The organism is Cryomorpha ignava (assembly GCF_010686655.1).
GTDB classification, from domain to species: domain Bacteria; phylum Bacteroidota; class Bacteroidia; order Flavobacteriales_D; family Cryomorphaceae; genus Cryomorpha; species Cryomorpha ignava.
In genome coordinates, this window is sequence record NZ_JAAGVY010000004.1 from 1 (window position 1) to 24,083 (window position 24,083).

Here is a 24,083-nt window from a genome sequence, read left to right on the forward strand (position 1 = left end):
AATGTAACGATCCACCGCAAAATCAAAAGTATCAGGGGGTCCTTTTTTGAAAAACGCGAATATTGGACCGGGAAGTCAGTAGAAGCCGCTATTTTTATGCAAATTGAAATCGTTTAGGACAGTATTGGTTTTATTCTTATAAAATGAAAGCAAAGGTTGTATTACTTTTTTTGGCATATTTTCTATTGGGAATCATCCCAGTATGTGTAACAGGTTGCGGCTGGCTAAGAAAAGAAGTCTATATATGTGATATCGATTTTTTCCCTATTACTACCGTAAACATAGATAGCATCCCTAAGTTTACAAATGAAATTGGTTTCCAGATCTGGACAGCAGAAAGGAAGCCGACGTGTTATAATATACAGGTGCAGATTTTTAATACCGCCTTAGCCACCAGTATAAGTTATGAATATCAAAATAAACTAATTATTTCTTCCTATGAGCTTTATCTTGATCACGCTATCGTGCTAGAAGGAGATACAATCGCGCCAAACACAGATTTGTTGATGAATGAAACGATAAATTCTAAAACAGTTTTTGATTATGTAGATGACTATGATCTTGTAACAAGCACGATTAAATTCAATTCTGAACTGGTTGATAGTCTACAGTTTGAATTAGGCGTTTATCAAGTAATTTTCAAATGTGCCACGGACGATGGGAAAGAATTTGAAAAAATCACGCAAGTTATTTTTAAGGAATAGAATGAATAGCTAGCTTTAAAAACACAAATAGAAATCTAGCTCAACCTATCACCTCAATCCTATGCTTGTATATAAATTATCAATCTCTGCTATTCGCCGTGGGCGCACATTTTGCCGTACGGTCTTCCTTCTGTCGTCAGGCTCCTTGCGGTCATATAAAAGACTCTTCTCAGCTTAGCTGCATCAGACCTTCGCCCGCAGGGAGTCCGTATGGATTCGCCCACAGCAGTTAAAATGCGAAACACCATTCCAAAGCCTTGATTTCCAAATCCCCAAATAATACCTCTGTTCACCATTCATTTCCAAATCGATAAAAAGAAGAAAAAACAAAAAACCTTCTCATGAAATCTCTATCTATTTTTATTACAGCTTCAATAATTATTTGCGGAATCTCCACAGCTTCGGCCCAAAACGAAAATAGCAGCGGCGAAAAAATAATAATGCACCCCATTCCCAAAACAGAGCAGAACTCAATAGGAATGCAAATGCCATTGCCTCATGCCTGGACACTAAACAACAACGCTCCTGATGGGCAGCCTATTATTACAGCTCCCGGCGAAATAGAAGTTTATGCCTATCCGCAGCCGCAGGAATTTCTCTACGCAAACGATTCCGTTACGCTTAAATATTATCACGACGCTATGGGCACCCCAACCCGTGAGGCAAAAGGGATTGACAATATTATTGAAAACGATATAAAGCCCCTTGCTGAAAAAAACGGATATAAATTCCTGAAACAATATCCTTTAAAAGACATTGCCATGAATATTGCCACTTTTACGGCCACTCTTTACAATCCATTAAATATGAACAACCTGGTTCAGGCATCAGGAACCGAATGGACTGATAAAAATGGTAATATGCTTTTAATCGTGCTTCAATACACCGAAACAGGCTCTGCAACAGACATTTTAAGCTGGGGATACAGTGCGCATTCTTTGCAAGCTCCCCCTAATGAATTCGAAGCCGCACGAGATCACTTTATTTATGGATTGATAAATCTTCAATACAATCCTGATGACATTAGCGCATATAATAAAGCGCAGAGTGCGGAATGGAATAAAAGCCAGGGAAGCTATGACGAACCCTATAATCAGGATAAAAATTGAGATATAATTAATTACGAATTACGAAGGGTTAATTACGAAGGACGAATTACGAATTACGAATTACGAATTACAAATTATGTATGGCGAATTACGAAGGACGAATATTCTCGCCTATTGCATGCCTATTACCTTAAATGAATTTTGTGGGAAAGTAACTCCTACGCAATAGCTCGTGTCTCACGAGGGAGATATTTTCGGGCGTTTCGGCCGGTTTTAGAAATACAACTTTATTTATTAATACCCGATAGCATTGTAACCTGGTGAGACGCTAGCCTGCACGCAACTTTAACTGCGGCACATGGCTAATTTGTTCATGTAAATACCTATTGAGTATTGTCAATTGCAAATTGCCTATTGCTTATTGCCTATTGCAAATTGCTTATTGCAAATTGCCTATTGCCTATTGGAAAATTGCCTATTGCAAATTAACAACTAACCCCCATCAAAAACATACAAGGCCGTTTGTCAATCTTTGGCGGATGTTTTATCCACTCATCTACAGTATGGGTTGTTATGACTTCGGTTTGCAGAGTGATATCAGTTGCAACACAGATTTCGGTACCGGGCGAGCAGTGGTTCATCATATCCTCAAATAGCGACTCATTGCGAAACGGAGTTTCCATAAAAATCTGGGTAGCTCCGGTCTTGCGCACTTCATTCTCGAGAATTCTCAACTTGTGCAATCTGTCTTTTTTGTTCATAGGCAAATAGCCGTGAAAGGAAAATTCCTGACCATTAAATCCCGAGGCAATCAAGCCCAAAACAATAGATGAAGGCCCTGTTCCAGGCACTACTTTTATTTTGTTTTGATGACAAGCAGCTACAGCCAAACCACCCGGATCGGCAATAGCCGGTAGGCCTGCTTCAGAGATCAAACCCATGTCAACTCCCTGCAATAAGGGTGCGATCAATCGCGGCACATCAATGGCTTTTGATCGTTTATCGAGAATGTAAAACTGCAAATCGTCAAGCGGATGTTCTGTGCCGATGGCTTTGAGATAACGACGTGCAGATCGCTCATTTTCAGCAATAAAATGCTTTAAACGACGAGAGGTTGCCAAAACACCTGCGGGTATTACCCAATCTGGTTTGCTCTCGCCCAGCGTAGTGGGAATAAGATAAAGCGTTCCTTTCTTAGCGGCCATTTAATTTTGATATAAGTACATCTGCCGATTGCGACAGCATTTCATAAACCTTTTGAAAGCCGGATTCTCCCCCAAAATACGGATCGGGAACATCGATATTCTCTCCCGGATGAGAGAGATTCATAAAAAGGTCGACCTTTTTCTTATCGGAATCGTTTCGTGCCAAAGCGATTACATTTTCGTAATTCGATTCATCCATTACATAGATTTCATCATACGTGTCGAAATCGCTCACCGTAAATTGTCTTGCGCGAAGTTTTGAAATATCATGACCGTTTTTATCCATATTGGCAACAGCCCGTTTATCAGGCCCCTCACCAATATGAAAATCGCCGGTGCCGGCAGAGTCTATATCCACATCAACTCCGGCCTCTTCAAACTTATGACGCAAAACACCCTCGGCCATTGGGCTTCGGCAAATATTCCCTAAACAAACTACTAATATTTTCATGGGGCAAAGTTAATCAATTTACGGGGCTTGACAGTTTCTATTTAGCTTTAAGCTATAAGCTTTAAGCCGCAAGATATTGCCATCGGCTTGGATGGAACTAAAAGTCAACTCCATTTAGCGAAGTACAAAACCAAGAACTAAAAATCAAAGAATCACTTATAAACAGGTACATCAACCGGATATTTCAATTCATAATCAAACAAGATCTTTTCAGTATTAGCAGCAGGTATCGTTTTAATCCAGGTCAACTTTCCGGTTTTATCATCCAGACTTGCGCCACCGTAGTTTCCGCGGTTTACTTCAATAGTTTTTATTTCTGAAAGCGGAAACTGATCTATTATTTCAATTTTGATCGGCACCGGCTTATTGTTTCTAACCTTTAATTCCCAGGCCACAGTTTCTTTCACAGTATTTCCAAAAATTCGTTTGTCGTTTAGCTCTTTATTGCCTTCACGGCTAATGGTGATGTTTCTATCCCGACCAAGCGAAAGCTGCAAAGTGTCACCAGTAAAATCGGCATCTACAAAAGCATCGCCGGTATAAGCTCCCTGATAGTAAATACTCGAATTTCCTGAAAGTAGATTGAGATTAGACCAGTTTGGAATACGCGCAATTAAATACACATCGGTGTCGTACTTTGGAATAGTCTGATAGATATAATCAGCTGTAACTTCTTCCTGTTTAATGGCCATTAAATAATCCTGACCGTTTGAAGGAATGGTATACGAAGTTGGAATTTTGTATGAAATCTGATTGGGAGTGAGCTGCAAAGCCGGAGGTGGCGGAGCACTCATTTCATCTGAAGAAATACTTTGCTTACTCAATCCTTGAGATCCATATGCTCGATTGGCACTTGGTTTTCCCTCAATTTGAACTTCTTCAAGCTGTACCTGACTAGCATACATATTCAAATCATAAACTTTATTCTGATTGGCATTGACATAAATGCCTCCCTGATCTGCATTCTGATAACCCAAATATTGAGCTCGAATAGTATAATTTCCGGCTTTTACCGGCTTTAGTGCATAGCGGCCATCCATCGAGGTGGTGGTTTGATACATTGGTGAGCCATTTAGCAATAGCGATAAATTTACATACGGTAAGGGTTCACCTGTCCCTGCATCTGTGATTTGCCCACTAATAGAACCCTGACCACGAGGAGATTGCGGCGCTGGTCGATAAACAGGTCTGTTTAAATACCATGGATTTAATTCGGGTGCAGTACCACTCATTTCGGGAAAACCGGAAGACAGTGTTACGTCTACATTCTTCCAGTCTTCGCCAGATGATTGATACACATTTGCATTGTAAACCACCTGCAGCGGATCTGTAATTTCGCGTACTCGAAAATCGTAAAGCGGCTGCCATCCAGCAGATTCTACAAAATAACTAAACTCCACAATTCCCGAAAAGGCTGAAGGGCAATTTACCGCAACGAGTATTTCGCTTTCCAAAATATTCGCACCGGCAGATATTTTACTCAAGTTTTGATTGATAGCCTTCACGCTGTCGCGCACTTGAGCAAGTTGGTTTGAAAGATCGAGTTTGGCAGCACCAATTTCATTGAGTCTCGCTCTATAAAAGTTGGCTGCTTCGCGTATTTCGGTTACTGTTGCACCGGAAGTTTTAGTCTGGAAATTCATATTTTCCATCAGCAACCTCTCCTCCACTCCATAAACATTGTCGCGGTTAAGCAGTGTTTTAATTCGGTTTTCAAGCGCTTTTATTTGAGATTCCGATTGCGCAAGAACTAATTTATTCTTCTCATTATCGGGCTTTTGCAAGCGGTGATTTACAGATAAAATGGTCAGTCCGCTTCCACCTTTTACTTCTATCCTTTCGGGATTCAGCTGGCCTGTAATACCTGTAAGCACCAGAGTTTGCTTTCCTGCAGCAAGTTTAACCTTTGCCTTTCGGGAAATCTGGGCACCCTGAAAATAGATCGTTACAGATTCAATCTGCGAAGTGGCTTTGGTGGTATCGCTTTGCGCGAATAAAAATGTAGTAAAAAGTGCTGCGAATGCCGTAATTAATAACTTCATCGGATCGATATTTTTTAGAGTGTTTAAAGGTAATACACGTAAGTTTGGTTTGCGTTCATTTCAATGATGAAAAAAAAGTTGATTTTCCACAAAGCAGAAGATTCGGTCGCGATTTATTTGTCTAATAGCGATAGAACTAATTCAAAAATCGCTGCGGAGCGGCAGCTTTTTAGATTATTGCTTCTAGTGAAATTTCACCATGTCAGCCCTATCATTCTATGGCTCTGAGGAATACGGCGCCCCCTTCAAATCACCAATCCGCTGCGAAATAGCCAAGCTAAGCAATACAAAAGCAGCAAACATAAAAAACCCGGTTTGCAGACTCGATTGATTCGTAGTAAGAATATCTGCATTCTTAGCAAGCCCCTCAAGCTGGCCAAGCTGCTCTGATACGATTCCCGAAAAACCGATATACGACATAAAAATGGCCACAACCATTACATCAGCCATTGACCATTTTCCGGTCTTGAAAATCATGAAATTCAAGAACTTATTATTCTTGCTGCCCTTCCGGGAAAGATAAACCAAAGAAGAAATAAGCTTACTGAAAGGAAATAAAACGCTGAATGCCAAAACCAGAAAACCCACTGCGAGCAAATCGGGCTTTCCTTGCTCTGCCATAAGCTCAACCACTTCGAGAATGCTTTTACTTTTATAGAAAATAACCTGATCGCTAAAGCGTACCTGCTCGCCTAGAAGTTGAAACCGCATTTCTGCAATACGCGCATCAATCTCTATCATAGGAAGTAAAATGCCTAAAACGAGAGGCAAAAATGCTGTGGCTATAACAACCATAAGCTCCCATCGGAAAATGTTTTTGAATGCAAGTATTACTACCATGAGCAATAAAAGCACGGCGTAGAGGGCATAGCTATAAGGCTGTTTTTCTGCTTGAAGCAAACTTGCTCTGGTTCGAAGTACTGCCACAGTTTCTTCACGCGAACCTATTCCATGCCGAGCCAAAATCTCGTTGTGAAGCGTATAATCAGTTTCCGCAAAGGTATTGTCGGCATAGTTGTCAATCTTTTCCAGAATATACTCGCGCAAATCTTCCCGGTTTTTGGGATCGTCAATAAACCGCATTATCTGACTGGTAAACTCCGGTATATTCCGTTTCATATTCCCAAAGATATCCAGGAAACTCGCTCCGGCATTTTTAAAGAAACCTTTAAAGCTCCCTTCGTTTTCGCGTTTAAAGTTCGATTCCAAATCGGTAATAACTGTTGTAAGCAAATCATTAATCCGTTTGCGCATTGTAGATCTATTTGCATCGGTAAGCTCTAGTTCCTCAACTTTTGCAGTAACCACTCGCGCTACAACTTTCTTCCATTCATCAATATTAAAAAGGCCGTATTTAACCTTGCTAAGTTCTATCACATCTTCCTGAATGGCACGACGAGTTGCCTCAACATGAAAGAGTTTTATACTCACCGCCAACGAAAAAAGCAGTAAGCCGAAAAAAACTAAAAATCGAGTATTTTTCATAAACGAAGTACCCTGATAAGTAAACCGGGTACGAATATGGTCAGATTTCTATTAAAACATCAAGTTTTACCATTCTATTCGCAGAGAAGCAAATAAAAAATTTCGCCCATCACAGAATACAACCTTTCATAAAGCAGAATAAGCGATTTATTTTTTTTAACAAAACCTCAGTAACAAACCAGGCTACTTTTGAGTCATACGAACAACAAACAAGCAACAAACAAATTTAATAACAAACAACAAACTAACCATTTAACAAACTAAACATTATGACTACAATGATCAAATTTTTCGCATTGGGGCTCTTCGTTAGCAGTACCGTACTCGCAGGCGCCCAGCATTCTAACACCAACCCTTACTCAGAGCTTGAATCTCTGGTAGAGATGGAAAGACCAACTTCAGAAAAGCTTATAAAAGAAGTTGATAAAATTATAAAACTTACAGAAGAATTGGCTACAGCCAATAAAAAACGAGAGCAGTCGCTGAAGCGTAAAATTGCCGAAGGCCAGAAACGAATAATAGAACTAAAGGATGAGCTAAGTTCTGAATCCGCAATCGCTGCCAATACAGCTTCATTTACTAAATACAATTTTGATGTTGCAGATAAATCTCTGAATGTGAGCAAATTTTCAGCAGGCAGAAATGGAAACACGGATAATTTCGACATTGCTTTCGAAACAAAAACTACAGGAAAAGCAAGAATCGATATTGTTTCTCCCGGAGGTGAATTGCTGAAATCTGTATTCATTTCAAATTTTGACGGAAAGGCACGTAGGCAAATAGACCTAAGTTCAGAAAAAGGCCAGGTTTACTTTATCCATATTGATATTGACGGAAAAGCTGTAACCAATAAAGTGCGCTTCAGTTAAAAAACAATTCTCAAATAAGCTTAAAAACCGGCTGCTTTATCAAGCAGTCGGTTTTTTTTATTGATTATACCTTTTTCGACCAAACCCCTTGCTCCATTCGCACATAGTGTAATTCTCAAATTCTCAAAATACGGCTCCTCGCTTTTATAGATTTGTGTTGATTTGCTGAAAGGCTCAACCTTTATCAATAATATCAATAAGAATAAAAACAAAATCACAGTTCCATTGGTTAACTTTATGCATTCTCGCGCTCGCCTTGTACATTCCTTAAAATTATCTCTTTATAATTCTAAAAACATAAACCATGAGTAACCACCCATACCAAGTAGAAAAAGAATTAGACACATCGAATGGAAAACTAAAATATTTTAGCCTTTCAGAGCTTGAAAAACAAGGCCATAAAATTTCAAAACTCCCTTTTTCCATAAGAATTTTATTAGAAAATGTACTGCGCAATTACGATGATTATGCCATTACAAAAGAAAACATTGACACCCTTCTTAACTGGAAACCCGAGGCGAGTGATAAGGATATTCCATTCAAGCCAGCCCGCGTACTTATGCAAGATTTTACGGGTGTTCCGGCAGTTGTAGATATTGCTTCACTTCGCGCCGAAGCCGAAAGAAAAGGCAAAGACCCAATGAAAATCAATCCTTTAATTCCGGTTGATCTGGTGATTGATCATTCTGTGCAAGTAGATTATTTTGGAACAGATTATGCCTACGAAAAGAATGTAGAAAAGGAGTATGAGCGTAATAGTGAAAGGTACCAATTATTAAAATGGGCTCAAAAAGCCTTCAACAATTTTTCTGTTGTTCCTCCGGGAATGGGTATTTGCCACCAGGTAAATCTTGAATATCTTGCACAAGGCATCACCAAACGCGATGGTTATGCATTTCCAGATACCCTTGTAGGAACAGATTCGCATACGCCTATGGTAAATGGAATTGGTGTAGTAGGTTGGGGAGTTGGCGGAATTGAGGCAGAAGCAGCTATTCTCGGCCAAGCCATTTACTTTATTATGCCAGAAGTTATTGGCCTTCGCTTAACTGGTCAATTGCAACCGGGAACCACTGCAACAGATATGGTTCTAACTATTACGAAATTGCTTCGCGATCATGGTGTGGTTGGTAAATTTGTTGAAGTATTCGGCCCTGGTCTCGATCATCTTTCCATTCCCGATAGAGCTACAATAAGTAATATGTCGCCTGAATTTGGTTGCACCGTTACTTATTTTCCTATTGATGATCAAACATTGAGGTACATGGCAAATACGAACCGTTCGCCAGAGCAAATAGAGCTGGTAGAAGATTATTGCAAAGCCAATATGCTTTGGCGCGAAAACGAAGATGAAATTACGTATTCAGAAAATCTTGAGTTAGATTTAGATACTGTTGTACCCACTGTGGCAGGGCCAAAACGTCCACAAGACAAAATTGTGCTGACCGAGTTTAATGACACCTTTCAAAAATTACTGCAAGAAGTTCACGGACGCTCTTACATTAAGCCATCAGAACGTGAAGTAGCGCGCTGGCTGGCTGAAGGTGGTAGCCCGAAAAACGAGGTTCAGGAATCTGGACAGGCAGGTGAACCTTCTGAAGTAAAAACAGAAATGAAAAATGGGCTCAAAACGGTGAGTATTACCAAGAGAAATGAGCAATACACCATTAGCGACGGATCGGTGGTAATTGCAGCTATAACTAGTTGCACCAACACTTCAAATCCAAGTGTAATGATAGGTGCCGGCTTGGTAGCCAAAAAAGCTGTAGAGCGAGGCATCGATGTAAAGCCTTGGGTTAAAACGAGTTTGGCTCCCGGCTCTAAAGTGGTTACAGATTATTTGGCTTCCGCCAATTTATTGAAAGATCTGGAAGCGCTGCGTTTTCACCTCGTAGGATATGGCTGTACCAGCTGTATTGGAAATAGCGGCCCCCTCCCGCCAGATATTGCCAAAGCGGTAGATGACAACGACTTGGTAGTTGCTTCTGTCCTTTCGGGAAATAGAAACTTTGAAGCACGCGTGCATCCGCAGGTTAAAATGAATTTCCTAATGTCGCCAATGCTAGTTGTGGCATTCGCCTTAGCGGGACGTGTAGATATTGATTTAACCAATGAACCGCTTGGCTACGATAGCAACTCCGAGCCTGTTTTTCTTAAAGATATTTGGCCGTCGAGCGAAGAGATTCGTGAAGTAATGAACGATGTGCTTACCGCAAAAGACTATGAAAGAAACTACGGAGAAATCTTTGATGGTGATGATCAATGGAAGGCTTTGAAAGCTCCGGAAACTAAAAGTTATCAATGGGATTCTGATTCGACCTATATTAAGGAAGCACCGTTTTTTCAAAATCTATCTGAAGACCCTCAAGATGCACAAGACATCAAAGGTGCTTATCCATTGCTTGTTTTGGGAGATTCAATTACTACCGATCATATTTCGCCGGCTGGATCGTTTAGCAAAACATCAGCTGCCGGTAATTACCTCATCAATCGCGGTGTAGAGCGTCTTAATTTCAACTCATACGGTTCACGCCGCGGAAATGATGAAGTTATGACGCGCGGTACGTTTGCCAATGTGCGCATTAAAAACCAACTTGCCGAGAAAGAAGGCGGCTATACTGTACATATTCCCTCGGGCGAAGAAATGACCGTGTATGATGCTGCTCAAAAATACCGCGAAAGCAACATTCCACTTGTTGTTTTGGTTGGTAAAGAATACGGTAGCGGTTCATCACGCGATTGGGCCGCAAAAGGAACTTATTTACTTGGAATAAAAGCTGTTATCGCAGTCAGTTACGAACGTATTCACCGCAGCAATCTGGTGCAAATGGGTGTTTTACCCTTGCAATATTTGAATGGTGATACAGCTAAAAGTCTTGGTCTAACCGGAAAAGAGAAAATTGACATTTCCGGCATTGCCGACAATTTAAAACCAGGAAAAAAACTTCAGGTTATAGCCCATAAACAAAATGGCGAAACGGTACAGTTTGAAGTAGAAGCTCGCCTGGATTCCGAAATTGAAATAGCTTATTACAAAAACGGAGGTATTTTGCAATACGTATTGCGCAATTTCCTGAAAAAGGATTAACGAAAGCAATTTAATCCTTGTATAAAATCAAATGCCGCACAGTCTCTATGTCTGCGCGGCATTTTTTTCCCATTTACGAAATAAGGAAGTTGATTATGGTAGTGAAACTCCCTGAAGACCAAAGTTGACCCCCAGAAGAGAAAAATCAACAAGGTTTACATTGGAGTCGCAATTTAGATTAGCCAAATTATTGTAGTTTGGAGAGCTAGTAGTTGTTCCGAAACAGCTGGCAAACGTGGAAATGTCGGAAATATTAATTGAGTTACTTCCATTCAAATCATCGATTGCCAGATCAGTGATTTCAATAAAATTGATTCCCTCGGTCAGCGTTTGACTTTCTAAAAGAATGCGCAAAGCACCATCTATTTCGATGTACATATCTACAGTTCCTTCGGGCAAGCCATTAATTAGAAAAGTGCTTGGATTGTAGATGGGCACGGATGTGCTCATAATGAAAATATTCGTTCCGGGAACATAGCATCTTGCTAAAAACGTTCTATTGCCGCAGGTAGCTGCCTCAGGTATTGTAACAATGATATTGGCGTTAAGCAAATGCCCTTCACATTCACAATCTTCTCTTATGTAATCACCAGCGGTTGTGTAGGTTCCATCAAAGCATTCATCACCAAAATTCTTTTCCAATTCGGGACAATCATAAACGGGTAATTCTGTAAGGTTTAATTCAAATGTATAAGTAAAAGATTCTTGGATTTGGCTGGAAACGACAAAATAATAATTCACACCCTCCAAAACAGGAACATAATTTATTTCGAGCCCTGAAGGACTGCTTAATAAATCCCAACCGTAGGTTTCCTCAAATGGGCATTCCGTAAAAACAAAAAGAGCCATTGCAGTTCCATCTCCAACGAGTGAAGCGCTTACAAATTGATCTTCTTCTGGAGTATATTGGTAAACCACATCAAAACCATTTATATAATTAGCTACTAAGACTCCGTCTGCGACTGGGTCCAGTGCTGTTGGAGGCAAATCAATTGCACTATAATCATTGCCGTATTGCGATGCCTCACTTTGATGTGAAAAAGGAAGATCTTGAACCTCAATCGGAGATTCGCAATCAATTCCCAGTGCTTTTAGGGTAAATGTAAAGCCATACGCTAGCTCTTGGTAAGGACTTGAAAGCACAAAATAATAAGTTTCTCCAGCCGTAACCGGAATATTATCAATGACTTGATCCTCTTGAGCTGTTGAATAATCCCAACCAATAGTCGACTCAAACGGACAGCCCGTAAAAACCCACATACTAGTCCCTATTACAGTTGTCGAAAGCCGCGCTTCTAAAAAACCGTCGGATAAAGGAGTATAAGCAAAAACCAATTCGGCTCCATTCAGATAATTCGTGCTATAAGGTTCATCATATATGGCATCATTTGAAGCAGGAGGCACATCGCTGGCGTTATAATCGTTCCAATAAAGATGGGATAGAACCAGAACCCGTAAATGGAAGTGCAGTTACAGGAATATCATACGGAGCTTCACAAACATGCGCAATAGATTCCTCAAGAATAAAATTATACTCATAGCTACCCGAAGATTGAGCGCTTGAAAGGACAAAGTAATACGTTTGACCTTCCAGTACGGGAATATTTAAGGCTTTAAGATCTTCTGGGAAAACGCCGAAATCCCAACCTACAAGTAGATGAAAAAGGACAACCGGTCAAAACGAACATACTTGTTTGATAGCCATCAGCATTTGCAGTAGCAAAAACGTAACCATCAGCTTCCGGGGTATACGCATAAACTACTTCATTACCTGATATATAACCAGCGAAAAACGGGTCATTAAATACGGCATCAGCTGCTGCAGGAGGCAAATCTGACGGGCTATAATTGTTCCCATAGTCTTCTAGCACACCAACATTTGAAAATGGTAGGTTCTGTATATTAATAGGATTTCCGCACACAGAACCAACTTGAGCGTGTGACAAATTGATAACAAGTAAACCGAATATGAGCATCGTAAAACGAAGCCACAAGGATTTGTGTTCGCGGATAATTCGGAGGTAACGGAAATGGAAGTTCATAACATCAGATATTTCAGCCAAATCAATAACGATGAGCCCAAGTTAGAAAATTGATTGATTAATTAGAGTCTGTCAATAGAGTCAGGTGGCTGGATCATAAAGTTCGATAGCAAGGCGCACGTAGGATTGAAAATCAAGGAGTTGACATTTGTCAATGACTGTTTTCAAGACAAGTGCAACGTAGATAGTGGACTGTATGGACAGACACTAATTAATGGTGCAATTAAGAGTGGTTATATAAACCGATTGTCACCCGAAAGGATGATTTTGATGATAAAACCTTAAGAATTTTTACTTCGCATTCCAAAACGATCTAAAATATTTCGTGAAAAAACTGGGTAATTAAATCTGAATATAGAATTATCTGCAGCAATGAATTAGCTCCATGCGGCATTCTTATTTTTGGATGTTGGGTTATTCGTAAACAGCTACTTAATGAGCTTGCAAGTATTGAATTAGCAAAAGGGTTAAAAAAAGGAGAATAAACCGAAATAATGGAACTCTAAATTCCAGAACAATTTTGAAGAAAGTCCCTAAGTCATTCATAAGGCAAGGTGTTGTATCAGGCCTTTACGATGCCTGACTGGTTGTTTTTTTTTTGGTTAGGTCGATTAATAAATCACAGGTTAAAGATAATCGAAATGTTTTACGCTGCCAATCACCCATACTAGTGATTTTTGGAATATTTCAACTGGGGAAAATATCACAATTCCACGGGGAATTGATTACTCAAAGAATCAGAGTTTTAATTACTCCTTCATGGATACGAACCAAATACTTACATCCTAATTAGCTAACAATGAGTACGATCTATGTACTCGCCAATAATGGATGCTCTCTGGCAGGATATTCTCTAAGGATATACCAAACAAAACTAAAGAACTATGAAAAAAATAATCTTAACTACTGTTTTAATAAGCCTATTAGCGGTTGCCGCCAAGGCACAATATGTGGGAGTAAAAGGTGGTTTGAATTTATCAAACCTCAATATTGACGGTGTCGATGATGAAAATATGCGTTTTGGTTACCATTTTGGAGCGTTTATTAATCTTCCTATCAGCGATGGATTCGCCATACAGCCAGAGGTTCTGTACTCAACAAAGGGAAATAAAGCGCATTACAATCAGGATTTTGGCATTTTTGGTGAATTTAATACTGATGCAAAATTCAAGTTAGATTATATCGATATCCCACTTCTTGCGGTTTTCCGGGTAGGTGATGCGTTTGAAATACATGCCGGACCTTATATCGGATTCCTTACGAGTGCGAAAGTGGAATTCGACGGTGACGTCGATGATGAATTCGATTTTGATTCTGATAACTTCAAAAATCTCGATTTCGGTTTGGTAGGAGGTGTAGCTTTGAACTTTTCTGCTTTGCAAGTGGGAGCGAGATATAATTATGGTCTTCAAAAAATACAAGACAGCAGCACAGCCGATTTAATCCTGGGTGATGCAAAAAACTCGTACTTTCAGGTTTTTGCAGCCTTGAGGTTGGGTAATTACGACTGATAAAAAATTTCCCTTTAAACTTAAAGCCACACTTTTATGTGTGGCTTTTTTATATCCAATAGTTTTTGTCACTAAGAAAAATTATGCGCTGACCGAAGGGTTTTGAAAACTCTAAGATTCAATTTCACACATCTTTCAACCATAGAAGAGAGCAGCTAAAAAGAGAGGTATATATTTGTGCAAGAAGAACCTCTAGCAGTCCTTGAGAGCCAAGTTAGTCTGGCATTTCCCGGATTTTGGGCTCTTTTAATCGGAGTGCCTGTGGCTTTAAAGCTGTTAGACCAACTTTTTTAATAGAAGTGAATGATTTTGAACACAGAAGCATGTAATGCAAAGACTCAGAATTGTCAATACCTATCACCCTTCGTAAGTTTATGTAGCGTAATATGTGATGCGCATCTTTAAAAATTAAGACGAGTGAAAATGTAAACTAAATAGTCTCCAGAGGCTCAGAGGTGTTGAAAACCTTTGAGGCCAGACCCAATACAATGATATGAAATACAACAATCAGCTCACTAAAAAATCGCAGAGATTGATAATGACAAATCCACTAGATCCAAGAACTCACGACCACAGGGAGCGCCGTATGGGAAATCAAAAACTAATCACTTATCGAAACATCTACTCGGCGTGCATTCGAGCTGAATTTATCTGCAGATTCCAGCACACCACTTCCACTAACTTCGATTCTATCTGCTGCCACACCTTCGGCAATTAAATAATCCATAACCGATTTCGCTCTTTCCTTAGATAATTTTAAATTATAATCTGCATTTCCGCTGTTATCGGTATAACCGGTGAGAAAAACTTTCAGAGTTTTATCATTTTTCAAATCGGCAACGACGGGATCGAGCTTTTTTAGTTCACCGGCATCCAGCAGCGTTTTATTTAAACCAAAGTTGCAAACCACAGGATAATTTCCGATCAACACTATTGGGTTTGCTTCCACATCCTGTTGAGCCGAAGATTTGTCTTCTATAATGGTTGAATTGGCTCTAATTTCGTCTTCATCTGATCTTACAGAAGGCTCCAAAATACCATCTGCGAATTCCGCTCTACTCAAGCTATCTGCACTTAATGAATCCGAAAGGCCAAGCAAATCTTTTTGCATTCTCAAAGAATCAGAATTTAGCACTGTGCCATCTCCAGAAGCCGCCCCTACCGAGTCGGTTCCGGTTGAGTCGGCATTAAAATACATTCCAATAGGTGGATCAGGAGTATAATTAGTATCAGTCTGGGCGGGAATAGTATCAGTAATACCATATTGCTTTTTCAATTCCGTCAGTTCCTGTTCCAAGCTGTCAAGCTTCAGTTGGGCTGCATTGCTTTCGTAGTAAACAGTGTCAGGTTTCTGATTGTTGCCACTCGCAGCTGTAGCCCCCAGCGCCGTTCCGGCAGCACCAGCAGCAATCATTTTTCCTGCATCACTGTTTCTATTCTCCTTGCGCAATCTTTCAATTTCTCGTTGATTATCCCTTATTTGCTCGTTTTGCCTTTCTAATAAATCGCTTTGTCTATCCAGACTTTTCTGGTACTCTGCACTGTTATCAGTGTTCTGGGTTTCAGATACCTTATTGGCCTTTTGATCATCAGCTTTTTCTACTTCAACAGGCTTTTCTTTTTTCAATTTCTCAACAGGCTTATCATTTACAACGTACAAGGTGTCCACACGCGATGGAGCTGTTTTTGGTTGAAGTGCTTTCGCGGATGTATCTGCTTTTTGAACGGACTTCTCCATGTACACCGTATCTACACGTGTTGGAACCGCCTTAGGTTTTAATGCTTTGGCAGCTGTATCGGCCTTTTGAACGGGCTTCTCCATGTACACCGTATCTACACGTGAAGGTACCGCCTTAGGTTGCAGTACTTTCGCTGCTGTATCAGCCTTTTGCTCAGACTTCCCCATATATACAGTATCAACAGGCGTAGGCACCGACTTAGGTTTTAATGCTTTGGCAGCTGTATCTGCTTTTTGAACGGACTTCTCCATGTACACCGTATCTACACGTGAAGGTACCGCCTTAGGTTGCAGTACTTTCGCTGCTGTATCGGCCTTTTGAACGGGCTTCTCCATATATACAGTATCAACAGGCGTAGGCACCGACTTAGGTTTTAATGCTTTGGCAGCTGTATCGGCCTTTTGAACGGGCTTCTCCATGTACACCGTATCTACACGTGCAGAAACCGCCCTACTTTGAAGCACTTTCGCTGCTGTATCAGCCTTTTGCTCATTCAAAATCGGTTTTTCATTATTTACAGTATCTACACGCATCGAATCAGTTTTTGTTTCTACCGCTTTTGCAGATGAGTCAGCTAATTGCTTATTTCCGTTTGTCTTTTCAGTATGAGCGGTATCAACAGCAGATTCTACCGTTTTTTGTCCACTTAATGTATCTGCCGATATTATCGAAATGGTATCGCCATCTGTCATATAAATAGTATCGCGAAGCGATTTCTCTACCCTACCAATATCCAAAGTATCAGCCTTCGCCAGCGAAGTATCCGCAATAGCTTTGGGTGCTTGCCTATCCAATAAGGTTGTATCTGCCCTTGTTGTGGTGGTATCTACCAGCTCTCGTCTTTTATACAGACTATCAAAATGCATAAAAATAAGTAAAGAGTCGGCCCGAGAAAGTTCCGTACGGACTGGATTCGAATCATCCGGTGGTTCCGGAAAGCGCTCTTCTTTTAGCTGACTATTGTATATGGAATCATTCGCTATCCAAATATTATCATCTTTTCTTTCAATTTTATTCATTTTGCTTCCAAAAGGAATACCGTCGTAAGGCACGAAAACGGGAGCCACATAATTGCTCTTTCTGCTTCCAAAATGATACGAAAGGCCAACTTTCCATATATTATATCGTTTGTTTTTAGCTATATCACCTTCAGTCACGCTCGATTTTGTTCCCAATATCTCTACTGCAATATCGGCACTAACTCTGTCTCCAAAACGAAGTTTAAATCCATTTTCAAAACCAAAAGCTACATCAGCCGATTTTCCGTTTATACTCTCAATAGTTGAGTACCGATCCATATAGCCTGCTTCTAACCTGTGAAATATAGATATTGCCGATCGCTGACTAAAAAGATATCCATTATCCCAATGGTATGCCAAACTTAAAAAGCCACCAGTAACATTGTTCTGTGAAGCTCTATCTATCTCTAATTGAGCCAAATGAAGCCCAAAGGTAAATGAGTTCCCCAATCGTTTTTCTACTCTAAGGCCATAGGCGAAAGAGTTTACGCCTTCGGGTACTTCCACATCATTATTCAGCGTAAGTAAACCGGCATACGGACTAATTTGCCAATTATAAACATCGCGCTGCGCCAAACTTATCAGCGGACACAGCATGGAAAGAACCAGTACAAAATAGAATATTTTTATTGTTTTCAAATCAAAAGTATTAAGGTGAATGAGAATGAGAAAAGTGGATTTACCTTTCCAAGCCCAGCCACATATTGATTTCTATACTTACACCAACAAAAGGTCTCACAAATAGGGTTCCGCCACCATTTACATCTTCCAGAAGGGTTGCACCCACATTAAATCTCAAGAAATACGCCGTTTTGTATCCGTAAGCCAGATAAAAAGGTCGCTCTACTAAAGGTCCTGTATATTCTTTTCCACTGTCAAATTGAAAATTATTGAAAAATACACCAGCAGAAATTGAGCTGTTACTCCAAAACTTACCTGCAAAATTTGGGTTTGCTAATGGAAATGAAATGCCCACAAAAGGCGACGAATCGTAGTCAATTTTTTCATCAAATCCGCCGGCATTGTGCACCGCACCATATCCAGCATTGATTGGAATAACCGTCCGCGTTTTTTCTGTTTTATAATTATTGACAACCCTTGAAATCTGCACTACCGACAAATTATAAGAAAGATATTGGTCAATTTCACGCTTTACAACCTTTTGTAAGTTCTCAAGCTGCTCATTAAAATATTTAATCTTTAAATTGTTTTTGGATTCATCGTCGTCCTTTTTCAGAATATTAAACTTGCTCGATTTAAGTTTCAAATCATCCATATTTTCCAATTGATCTTCAACAAGCTGCGAGAAACCGGGAAACTCTATGTTGAGATTATTGCGAAATAAAATCAAGCCATCGTCCATCAATTTGTCTAAATCCTTAACCATTGATTTTGGATTTTTCTTTAAATCAACGTTATTGTTAGAAGCTACAATATTCAGTTCTAAATAAGAACGTACAGCATTGTAAACATCTTGCTTTAAATTGTCTTTTTCTACCGGCGTTACATTTCTAAAGTATTTTAATTCAATGGTGTAAGCCGAATTAGATCGAAGATTGTAATTTACCGGGACGAAGAAATTAACCTGATCGCCTTCAAGTGATTTAGTCCATACGGCAGTGTGCAAAGGATCTTTAGATCTATCCTCGGATCCGTAAACTTCAACGGCCACCATAGAGATATCTGGAGGCAAAATGCCACTGAGCATCCACGGAGTTTCGGCAGGAAGATTCTGATTTTCACCAAACCAGTTTTTTTCATAGTCGTATTGTACGCTCTTGAATTGCGCATTTGCGAAAGTGGATGTGAAAATGACTATGAATGCGAGTAGAAGTTTATTTAGCATATATGTAAGATTAATTTACTGGTTAAACTGCAGAGAAATATTTTTCGAAGCAGAGAAGGTTAAAAAGATTATTAAATAAAATTAAATTTAGGTTTGTTGTTGTATTTATAATAAAACACGCTGTAAAACAATTTGTTCAAATCAAAAATGAGAACTAACGAAATCACTTTTCATCCCTACTGACGAGAAATAAGATTCCAGAATGAGAAAAGGTTAAAAACTAATTCAGGTTAATCTTCTTCATCGGTTATATTTGCAATTCTTCAGATACCTACATTTATGAGCGATATATCAATAGCCCGATCGATAAAATTAAAACACATCAACACCATTGCAGAAATATTAGGAATTGATGCAGATGATTTAGAGCTTTTTGGAAAACACAAAGCCAAGCTTCCGCTGCACCTGATTGATGAAGACAAAATACGCAAGAGCAAGCTCATTCTTGTCACCGCGATGTCTCCCACTCCGGCTGGCGAAGGAAAAACCACGGTTTCGATTGGATTGGCGCAGGGAATGAATAAAATAGGCAAGAAGACTACCGTAGTTCTTCGCGAACCCTCACTCGGCCCTGTATTTGGTATGAAAGGTGGTGCAGCAGGTGGCGGTTACAGCCAGGTGCTACCAATGGAAGATATCAATATGCACTTTACAGGCGATTTTGCAGCTATTGAAAAAGCAAATAATCTTCTCGCTGCTCTTATCGACAACAATATCCAAAGCAAGTCGCGCACACTTGGCATAGATCCGCGCACAGTGATCTGGAAACGGGTTATGGATATGAACGACCGCTCACTTCGCAACATCGTAACCGGTCTGGGAGGTATGGGTCAGGGAATTCCAAGCGAAGCAGGCTTCAACATTACAGCCGCTTCCGAAATTATGGCAATCCTCTGTCTGGCAACAGATTTGATGGATTTAAAAAAACGAATCGGCAATATCTTTATCGGATTTACAGATACCAAAAGACCCGTGTATGCCCGCGAGCTCAACGCCCAAGGTGCTATGGCAGCACTTTTAAAAGATGCCATCAAACCAAATTTGGTGCAAACCATTGAAGGTACGCCGGCCATTATTCATGGCGGCCCTTTCGCGAATATTGCACAGGGTACAAACAGCGTAATCGCTACAAAAATGGGTCTTTCGCTTTCAGAATTTGTAGTAACCGAAGCCGGTTTTGGAGCCGACCTTGGCGCAGAGAAATTTCTGGATATAAAATGTCAGAGTGCCGGGCTTTCGCCAAATGCGGTGGTAGTTGTGGCAACGGTTCGTGCATTGAAATTTCACGGAGGTGCTTCCCTCAAAACCATTAACGATACGAATCCAGCAGCTGTAAAAGCAGGGCTAATCAACTTAGATAAGCATATAGAAAACATCAAGAAGTTTGGGCTTCCGCCAATTGTGGCAATCAATAAATTCCCAACCGATACCGAAGAAGAAATAGCAATTGTAAAAAACCGTTGCGCAGAGCTTGGTGTATCTGTGGCTGTAGCCGATATATGGGCAAAAGGCGGCGAAGGCGGAAAAGAACTCGCCGAAATAGTAGCCCGAGAAGCCGAGAATCAAACTGAAAAATTCAAACCAATTTACGATTGGAATTTACCCATAAAAGAGAAAGTTGAAAAGGTAGCTCGTGAGATTTATGGCGCCGATCATGTAGAATACACTTCTGATGCCGAAAAATCGCTTACCCAGGTAGAAAAACTCGGTTTAGAGCATCTTCCTATTTGTATTGCAAAAACCCAATACTCGTTTTCAGACGATCCCGCAAAACTGGGAAGGCCAACAGGCTTTCACATCACAGTAAGAGAAATTGAAATTGCCGCCGGCGCTGGTTTTATTGTTCTTACTACCGGTTCCATTATGCGTATGCCCGGCTTGCCCTCGCTCCCATCTTCCGAAGCGATTGATATTGATGCTGACGGGAATATTTCGGGGTTGTTTTAGCAAAACGTGATAATTTTAGGATCCGTCTTAAGGTCAACAATTGAAGAGCGCTTTGTAGGTAATTTTATTAGCCTAAAAAAAGAATCCACCGGCATTAAGCGCCGAGAGATTCTACTCTCACCATGAACCATTATAAATTGGTATCGTTATACCACAGAATTGGAGTGGTTCTCGCTCAGAAGTAAGGTATAATGCCCATCCACCCTCCCAAAGAAAGGGTGGATGAGCAATTAATAATGATAAAATTTTAACTTATAATCCTGAAATTTTTAAAATTTCAGATTTAAAAGACGAGCTATAACAATTTAGGTTCTGTCAATACAAACCAGAGCCTGAACTATAATAAACTTTCGACGTTTATAGCCCGCACGAGATCAACTAATACTATTTAGAGTTTGTCAATAACTCGTATATCTTGGTCAGAAAGTTCGATAGCAAGGCACATGTAGACTTGAAAACCAAGGAATTGACCTTTGTCAATGACTGTTTTCGAGACAAGTGCAACGCCGATAGCGGACTTTATGGGCAGACACTACTTATGGAAAAATTCCCCGCTGTAGATAAGCCTGTTCAATTCGTCGAATTGCTACAACGTAAGCTGCATTCCTCCAATCTGTTTTAAGCTCGTCTGCAACAGCAACAATTTTCTTAAAACTCTGCTGCATTTTAGATTCAAGCTTTACCAGCACCTCATCGAGAAGCCAAAGCTCACCATTTCTGTTTTGCAACCACTCGTAGTAACTCCCAATTACCCCGCCTGAATTGGCGTATATATCAGGAATAATATCAACACCCATCTCAAGTAGAATTTCATCTGCTTCAACATCAAGCGGGCCGTTTGCGCCTTCAGCTATCATCATAGCCTTAATACTGCTCGCATTTGCACCAGTGATTTGATTGCCCATTGCTGCCGGAATAACAATGTCGCAATCAATACCAAAGAAATCTGCATTTTCGAAGCTTTCTGCTTTTGTATAGCCTTTTATAAAGTTATCGTGGCTTAGCGCGTAATTCGACAGGTCTTCAGGATCAATTCCATTTGGATTGTAAACAGAACCACTTGCATCTTGAACTCCAATAAGGATTGCTCCTCTCTCAACCATAAAATGAGACGCCCAGTATCCAACATTTCCAAAACCCTGAACGATATATTTTTTACCTTTTAGATCTACATCTCTGTGTTTGGCCCATTGATCAATACTTATAACAACTCCAAAACCTGTAGAGCGGTCTCTTCCTTCCAAACCACCAGCACCTACCGGCTTACCAGTTACAACGTGAGCGTTTTTACTGCGCTCGTTAGTTGCTTTAGTTGACATATAGGTATCTGCAATCCACGCCATCATTTGAGGGGTAGTATTTACATCAGGAGCGGGAATGTCGTATTCCGGCCCAATATTATCGCCCAAAGCATAAGTAAATCTACGTGTTATTCGCTCAAGCTCACTGTCAGAGTAGTCCTTCGGATCGATTTGAATACCACCTTTACCACCACCATAAGGAAGACCCGCTAGAGATGTTTTCCAAGTCATCCAGGTAGCAAGAGCGCGAGCTGCATCAATATCTACTGTAGGATGATAGCGCAAACCACCTTTGTATGGCCCTAATGAATTGTTGTGTTGTACGCGGTAGCCCGTTAAAACTTCTACGCTTCCATCGTCCATTTTTACCGGAAAGTGAACTACGATCTCAGTATTTGTATTTGCCAAAATTTTTCGAACACTGGGATTTAAATTCATCAAATCAGCAGCGTGTTCAAACTGCCGCTTTACGTTATCGTACATGCCCGTTTTGAGCTTTTTTGTAGTAGCAACCATTCGTTTTTTTTATTTATATATTTTCAAAGTGAAAGCCGATCAAAATGCTGAATTTTCAGATTAATAAGCAGCCTGCAAATTAATATCAAAATTACGAATAAATTTGCTCCTGTGCTTGATTATTTCCCTTAATCATGGGATGCTCAATTTGCCCGGAAATGCTTGCTAATGCCGACGAAAAGCGCAATTCAGAATTATAGTCGTTCACAACTTCATGCTCTTCACAAAAGTAAACCGTTTTTTCTGTTCTAAGAATTCAAGTTGGTGCATTCAAGCAGTTTTCACATATACCCGGAAGCCTCAATGGCAGATATCTCGGCGATGGCATCATCGGCGTACTTTCAGGCAATAAACGAATCCTTCATTTAGCTGTAAAATGAGGGTTAAAAACATTGCAGATCAATAAGCCGGTAGACTAAAAAACTACAAAGGAGCAGAGCTGCCAGAAGACCTCTCCACCCCTTTTTTTGTTTGTAGCTCTATTAATTTGTTTAGGCCATCTCCTTATTCAACTGCTTCTCTAAAGCAATAGCTTTCGGAAACAAGATGTTGTTTTCAAGATGGATATGAAGATGCAAATCTTCTTCAAAATCTCTTAGCATGGCGAAGGTAACATTATACGTAGTACATCCGTCCGCAGGCGCCGTATAGTTGTCTGTAAGTTCAGCAATCTCTGCAAATCGCTCTCCTTCAACGGTGTGCTCATCCATCATCATACTCACAGGGTTTTCTACGGTGCCAAAGTGTGGAGCAGCAATATCTTGACCACTGCGCTGTGCTTTCACCATTTTGTGAATAAACGGGAAGAGAATCAGCTCTTCTTTCTTCATGTGTGCAGCAAGATCTCCCGCCGATTCATTGAAAATTTTGGTAATCTCAAATAATTCGGGATGTCTCTCTCCGTGAACTTTGCACAGTTTATCCAGAAATGCTTTTATGGTAGGCGTTTTTTCTTCCACATATCGGTGGTGGCGCTTTTCCACATAGTCGGCTAGTAAATCTATTGGCCATGCTTTGTAATCTGTGGTCTCGCTACCGGTGTTTTGTTTTACTGCTTCAAGTTCCCTGAAAACCGTTTCTGCATCAATATTTTTCTTTTCGCTCACTTCTTTGATGCTTCTATTGCCTTTACAACAAAAGTCAATATTGTATTTCTTGAACACCTGCGCAGCGCGGTAGTCTTCGGCTACAAATTCTCCGATTGTTTTTTCTTGTATTGCGTTCATGTTTTGCTTGTTTTTAAAAGTCCTGTTTCTTAATTCAGACCTT

Annotated in this window: 16 protein-coding genes; 6 read left to right on the forward strand and 10 right to left on the reverse strand. The window is 40.2% G+C overall.

Annotation, left to right across the window (positions count from 1 at the left end; genetic code table 11):
• Window positions 1-143 precede the first annotated feature (143 nt).
• Window positions 144-704 (forward strand): hypothetical protein, encoded by a 561-nt coding sequence (locus G3O08_RS03595; protein WP_163283315.1) that lies wholly within the window; start codon window positions 144-146, stop codon window positions 702-704.
• 341 nt (window positions 705-1,045) lie between these two features.
• Window positions 1,046-1,813: a hypothetical protein gene (locus tag G3O08_RS03600; protein ID WP_163283316.1), complete on the forward strand. Its 768-nt coding sequence runs from the start codon at window positions 1,046-1,048 to the stop codon at window positions 1,811-1,813.
• Window positions 1,814-2,238: 425 nt separating this feature from the next.
• On the opposite strand, the gene G3O08_RS03605 is transcribed toward G3O08_RS03600, so the two are convergent.
• The 4 genes from G3O08_RS03605 to G3O08_RS03620 all read right to left on the reverse strand — a co-directional run bounded on the left by G3O08_RS03605 (window position 2,239) and on the right by G3O08_RS03620 (window position 6,936).
• A complete protein-coding gene (locus G3O08_RS03605; RefSeq protein WP_163283317.1) occupies window positions 2,239-2,958 on the reverse strand; it encodes an SAM-dependent methyltransferase in 720 nt (239 codons plus the stop codon).
• Window positions 2,948-3,409 (reverse strand): low molecular weight protein-tyrosine-phosphatase, encoded by a 462-nt coding sequence (locus G3O08_RS03610; protein ID WP_163283318.1) that lies wholly within the window; start codon window positions 3,407-3,409, stop codon window positions 2,948-2,950. The genes G3O08_RS03605 and G3O08_RS03610 overlap by 11 nt, the downstream gene beginning before the upstream one ends.
• Before the next feature lie 152 nt (window positions 3,410-3,561).
• Complete coding sequence (locus G3O08_RS03615; RefSeq protein ID WP_163283319.1) at window positions 3,562-5,451, reverse strand: mucoidy inhibitor MuiA family protein; 1,890 nt, start codon at window positions 5,449-5,451, stop codon at window positions 3,562-3,564.
• A 216-nt stretch (window positions 5,452-5,667) separates the two neighbouring features.
• Window positions 5,668-6,936, reverse strand: a complete 1,269-nt coding sequence (locus tag G3O08_RS03620; protein ID WP_163283320.1) for a paraquat-inducible protein A — start codon at window positions 6,934-6,936, stop codon at window positions 5,668-5,670.
• Between the two features lie 278 nt (window positions 6,937-7,214).
• Between G3O08_RS03620 and G3O08_RS03625 the strand changes: the two genes are divergently transcribed.
• Together G3O08_RS03625 and acnA are read left to right on the forward strand one after the other, a co-directional pair.
• The gene (locus G3O08_RS03625) at window positions 7,215-7,805 is read left to right on the forward strand and encodes a hypothetical protein (protein WP_204336766.1); all 591 of its coding nucleotides are present in this window, start codon (window positions 7,215-7,217) and stop codon (window positions 7,803-7,805) included.
• 304 nt (window positions 7,806-8,109) lie between these two features.
• The gene (acnA, locus tag G3O08_RS03630; RefSeq protein ID WP_163283322.1) at window positions 8,110-10,893 is read left to right on the forward strand and encodes an aconitate hydratase AcnA; all 2,784 of its coding nucleotides are present in this window, start codon (window positions 8,110-8,112) and stop codon (window positions 10,891-10,893) included.
• Between the two features lie 93 nt (window positions 10,894-10,986).
• Here the strand turns inward: acnA and G3O08_RS03635 are convergent, their stop codons facing one another.
• Complete coding sequence (locus G3O08_RS03635) at window positions 10,987-12,297, reverse strand: hypothetical protein (protein ID WP_163283323.1); 1,311 nt, start codon at window positions 12,295-12,297, stop codon at window positions 10,987-10,989.
• A gap of 209 nt (window positions 12,298-12,506) precedes the next feature.
• Entirely contained in the window at window positions 12,507-12,764 is a 258-nt protein-coding gene (locus G3O08_RS03640; RefSeq protein WP_163283324.1) for a hypothetical protein, read from the reverse strand.
• 1,055 nt (window positions 12,765-13,819) lie between these two features.
• On the opposite strand from G3O08_RS03640, the gene G3O08_RS03645 reads away from it, so the two are divergent.
• Entirely contained in the window at window positions 13,820-14,446 is a 627-nt protein-coding gene (locus G3O08_RS03645; RefSeq protein ID WP_163283325.1) for a porin family protein, read from the forward strand.
• 601 nt (window positions 14,447-15,047) lie between these two features.
• Here G3O08_RS03645 and G3O08_RS21085 read toward each other — a convergent pair.
• Window positions 15,048-17,843 (reverse strand): OmpA family protein, encoded by a 2,796-nt coding sequence (locus tag G3O08_RS21085; RefSeq protein ID WP_239540920.1) that lies wholly within the window; start codon window positions 17,841-17,843, stop codon window positions 15,048-15,050.
• Window positions 17,844-17,883: 40 nt separating this feature from the next.
• Window positions 17,884-19,050, reverse strand: coding sequence for a hypothetical protein (locus G3O08_RS03655; protein ID WP_163283326.1), 1,167 nt, complete (start codon window positions 19,048-19,050; stop codon window positions 17,884-17,886).
• Between the two features lie 279 nt (window positions 19,051-19,329).
• On the opposite strand from G3O08_RS03655, the gene G3O08_RS03660 reads away from it, so the two are divergent.
• The gene (locus G3O08_RS03660) at window positions 19,330-20,997 is read left to right on the forward strand and encodes a formate--tetrahydrofolate ligase (RefSeq protein ID WP_163283327.1); all 1,668 of its coding nucleotides are present in this window, start codon (window positions 19,330-19,332) and stop codon (window positions 20,995-20,997) included.
• Window positions 20,998-21,533: 536 nt separating this feature from the next.
• Here G3O08_RS03660 and G3O08_RS03665 read toward each other — a convergent pair.
• Both G3O08_RS03665 and ric read right to left on the reverse strand, forming a co-directional pair.
• A complete protein-coding gene (locus tag G3O08_RS03665) occupies window positions 21,534-22,814 on the reverse strand; it encodes a Glu/Leu/Phe/Val family dehydrogenase (protein ID WP_163283328.1) in 1,281 nt (426 codons plus the stop codon).
• Between the two features lie 491 nt (window positions 22,815-23,305).
• On the reverse strand, window positions 23,306-24,040 hold the full coding sequence (ric, locus tag G3O08_RS03670) for an iron-sulfur cluster repair di-iron protein (protein ID WP_163283329.1): 735 nt from the start codon (window positions 24,038-24,040) through the stop codon (window positions 23,306-23,308).
• Between the last annotated feature and the right edge of the window lie 43 nt (window positions 24,041-24,083).

Bases quoted from the DNA above. Each gene is read 5' to 3' on its own strand.
- acnA (WP_163283322.1), top strand. From the start codon at position 8,110: ATGAGTAACCACCCATACCAAGTAGAAAAAGAATTAGACACATCGAAT.
- G3O08_RS03610 (WP_163283318.1), bottom strand. From the start codon at position 3,409: ATGAAAATATTAGTAGTTTGTTTAGGGAATATTTGCCGAAGCCCAATG.
- G3O08_RS03655 (WP_163283326.1), bottom strand. From the start codon at position 19,050: ATGCTAAATAAACTTCTACTCGCATTCATAGTCATTTTCACATCCACT.
- G3O08_RS03615 (WP_163283319.1), bottom strand. From the start codon at position 5,451: ATGAAGTTATTAATTACGGCATTCGCAGCACTTTTTACTACATTTTTA.
- G3O08_RS03660 (WP_163283327.1), top strand. From the start codon at position 19,330: ATGAGCGATATATCAATAGCCCGATCGATAAAATTAAAACACATCAAC.
- ric (WP_163283329.1), bottom strand. From the start codon at position 24,040: ATGAACGCAATACAAGAAAAAACAATCGGAGAATTTGTAGCCGAAGAC.
- G3O08_RS03620 (WP_163283320.1), bottom strand. From the start codon at position 6,936: ATGAAAAATACTCGATTTTTAGTTTTTTTCGGCTTACTGCTTTTTTCG.
- G3O08_RS03605 (WP_163283317.1), bottom strand. From the start codon at position 2,958: ATGGCCGCTAAGAAAGGAACGCTTTATCTTATTCCCACTACGCTGGGC.
- G3O08_RS03625 (WP_204336766.1), top strand. From the start codon at position 7,215: ATGATCAAATTTTTCGCATTGGGGCTCTTCGTTAGCAGTACCGTACTC.
- G3O08_RS03645 (WP_163283325.1), top strand. From the start codon at position 13,820: ATGAAAAAAATAATCTTAACTACTGTTTTAATAAGCCTATTAGCGGTT.
- G3O08_RS03600 (WP_163283316.1), top strand. From the start codon at position 1,046: ATGAAATCTCTATCTATTTTTATTACAGCTTCAATAATTATTTGCGGA.
- G3O08_RS03595 (WP_163283315.1), top strand. From the start codon at position 144: ATGAAAGCAAAGGTTGTATTACTTTTTTTGGCATATTTTCTATTGGGA.
- G3O08_RS03665 (WP_163283328.1), bottom strand. From the start codon at position 22,814: ATGGTTGCTACTACAAAAAAGCTCAAAACGGGCATGTACGATAACGTA.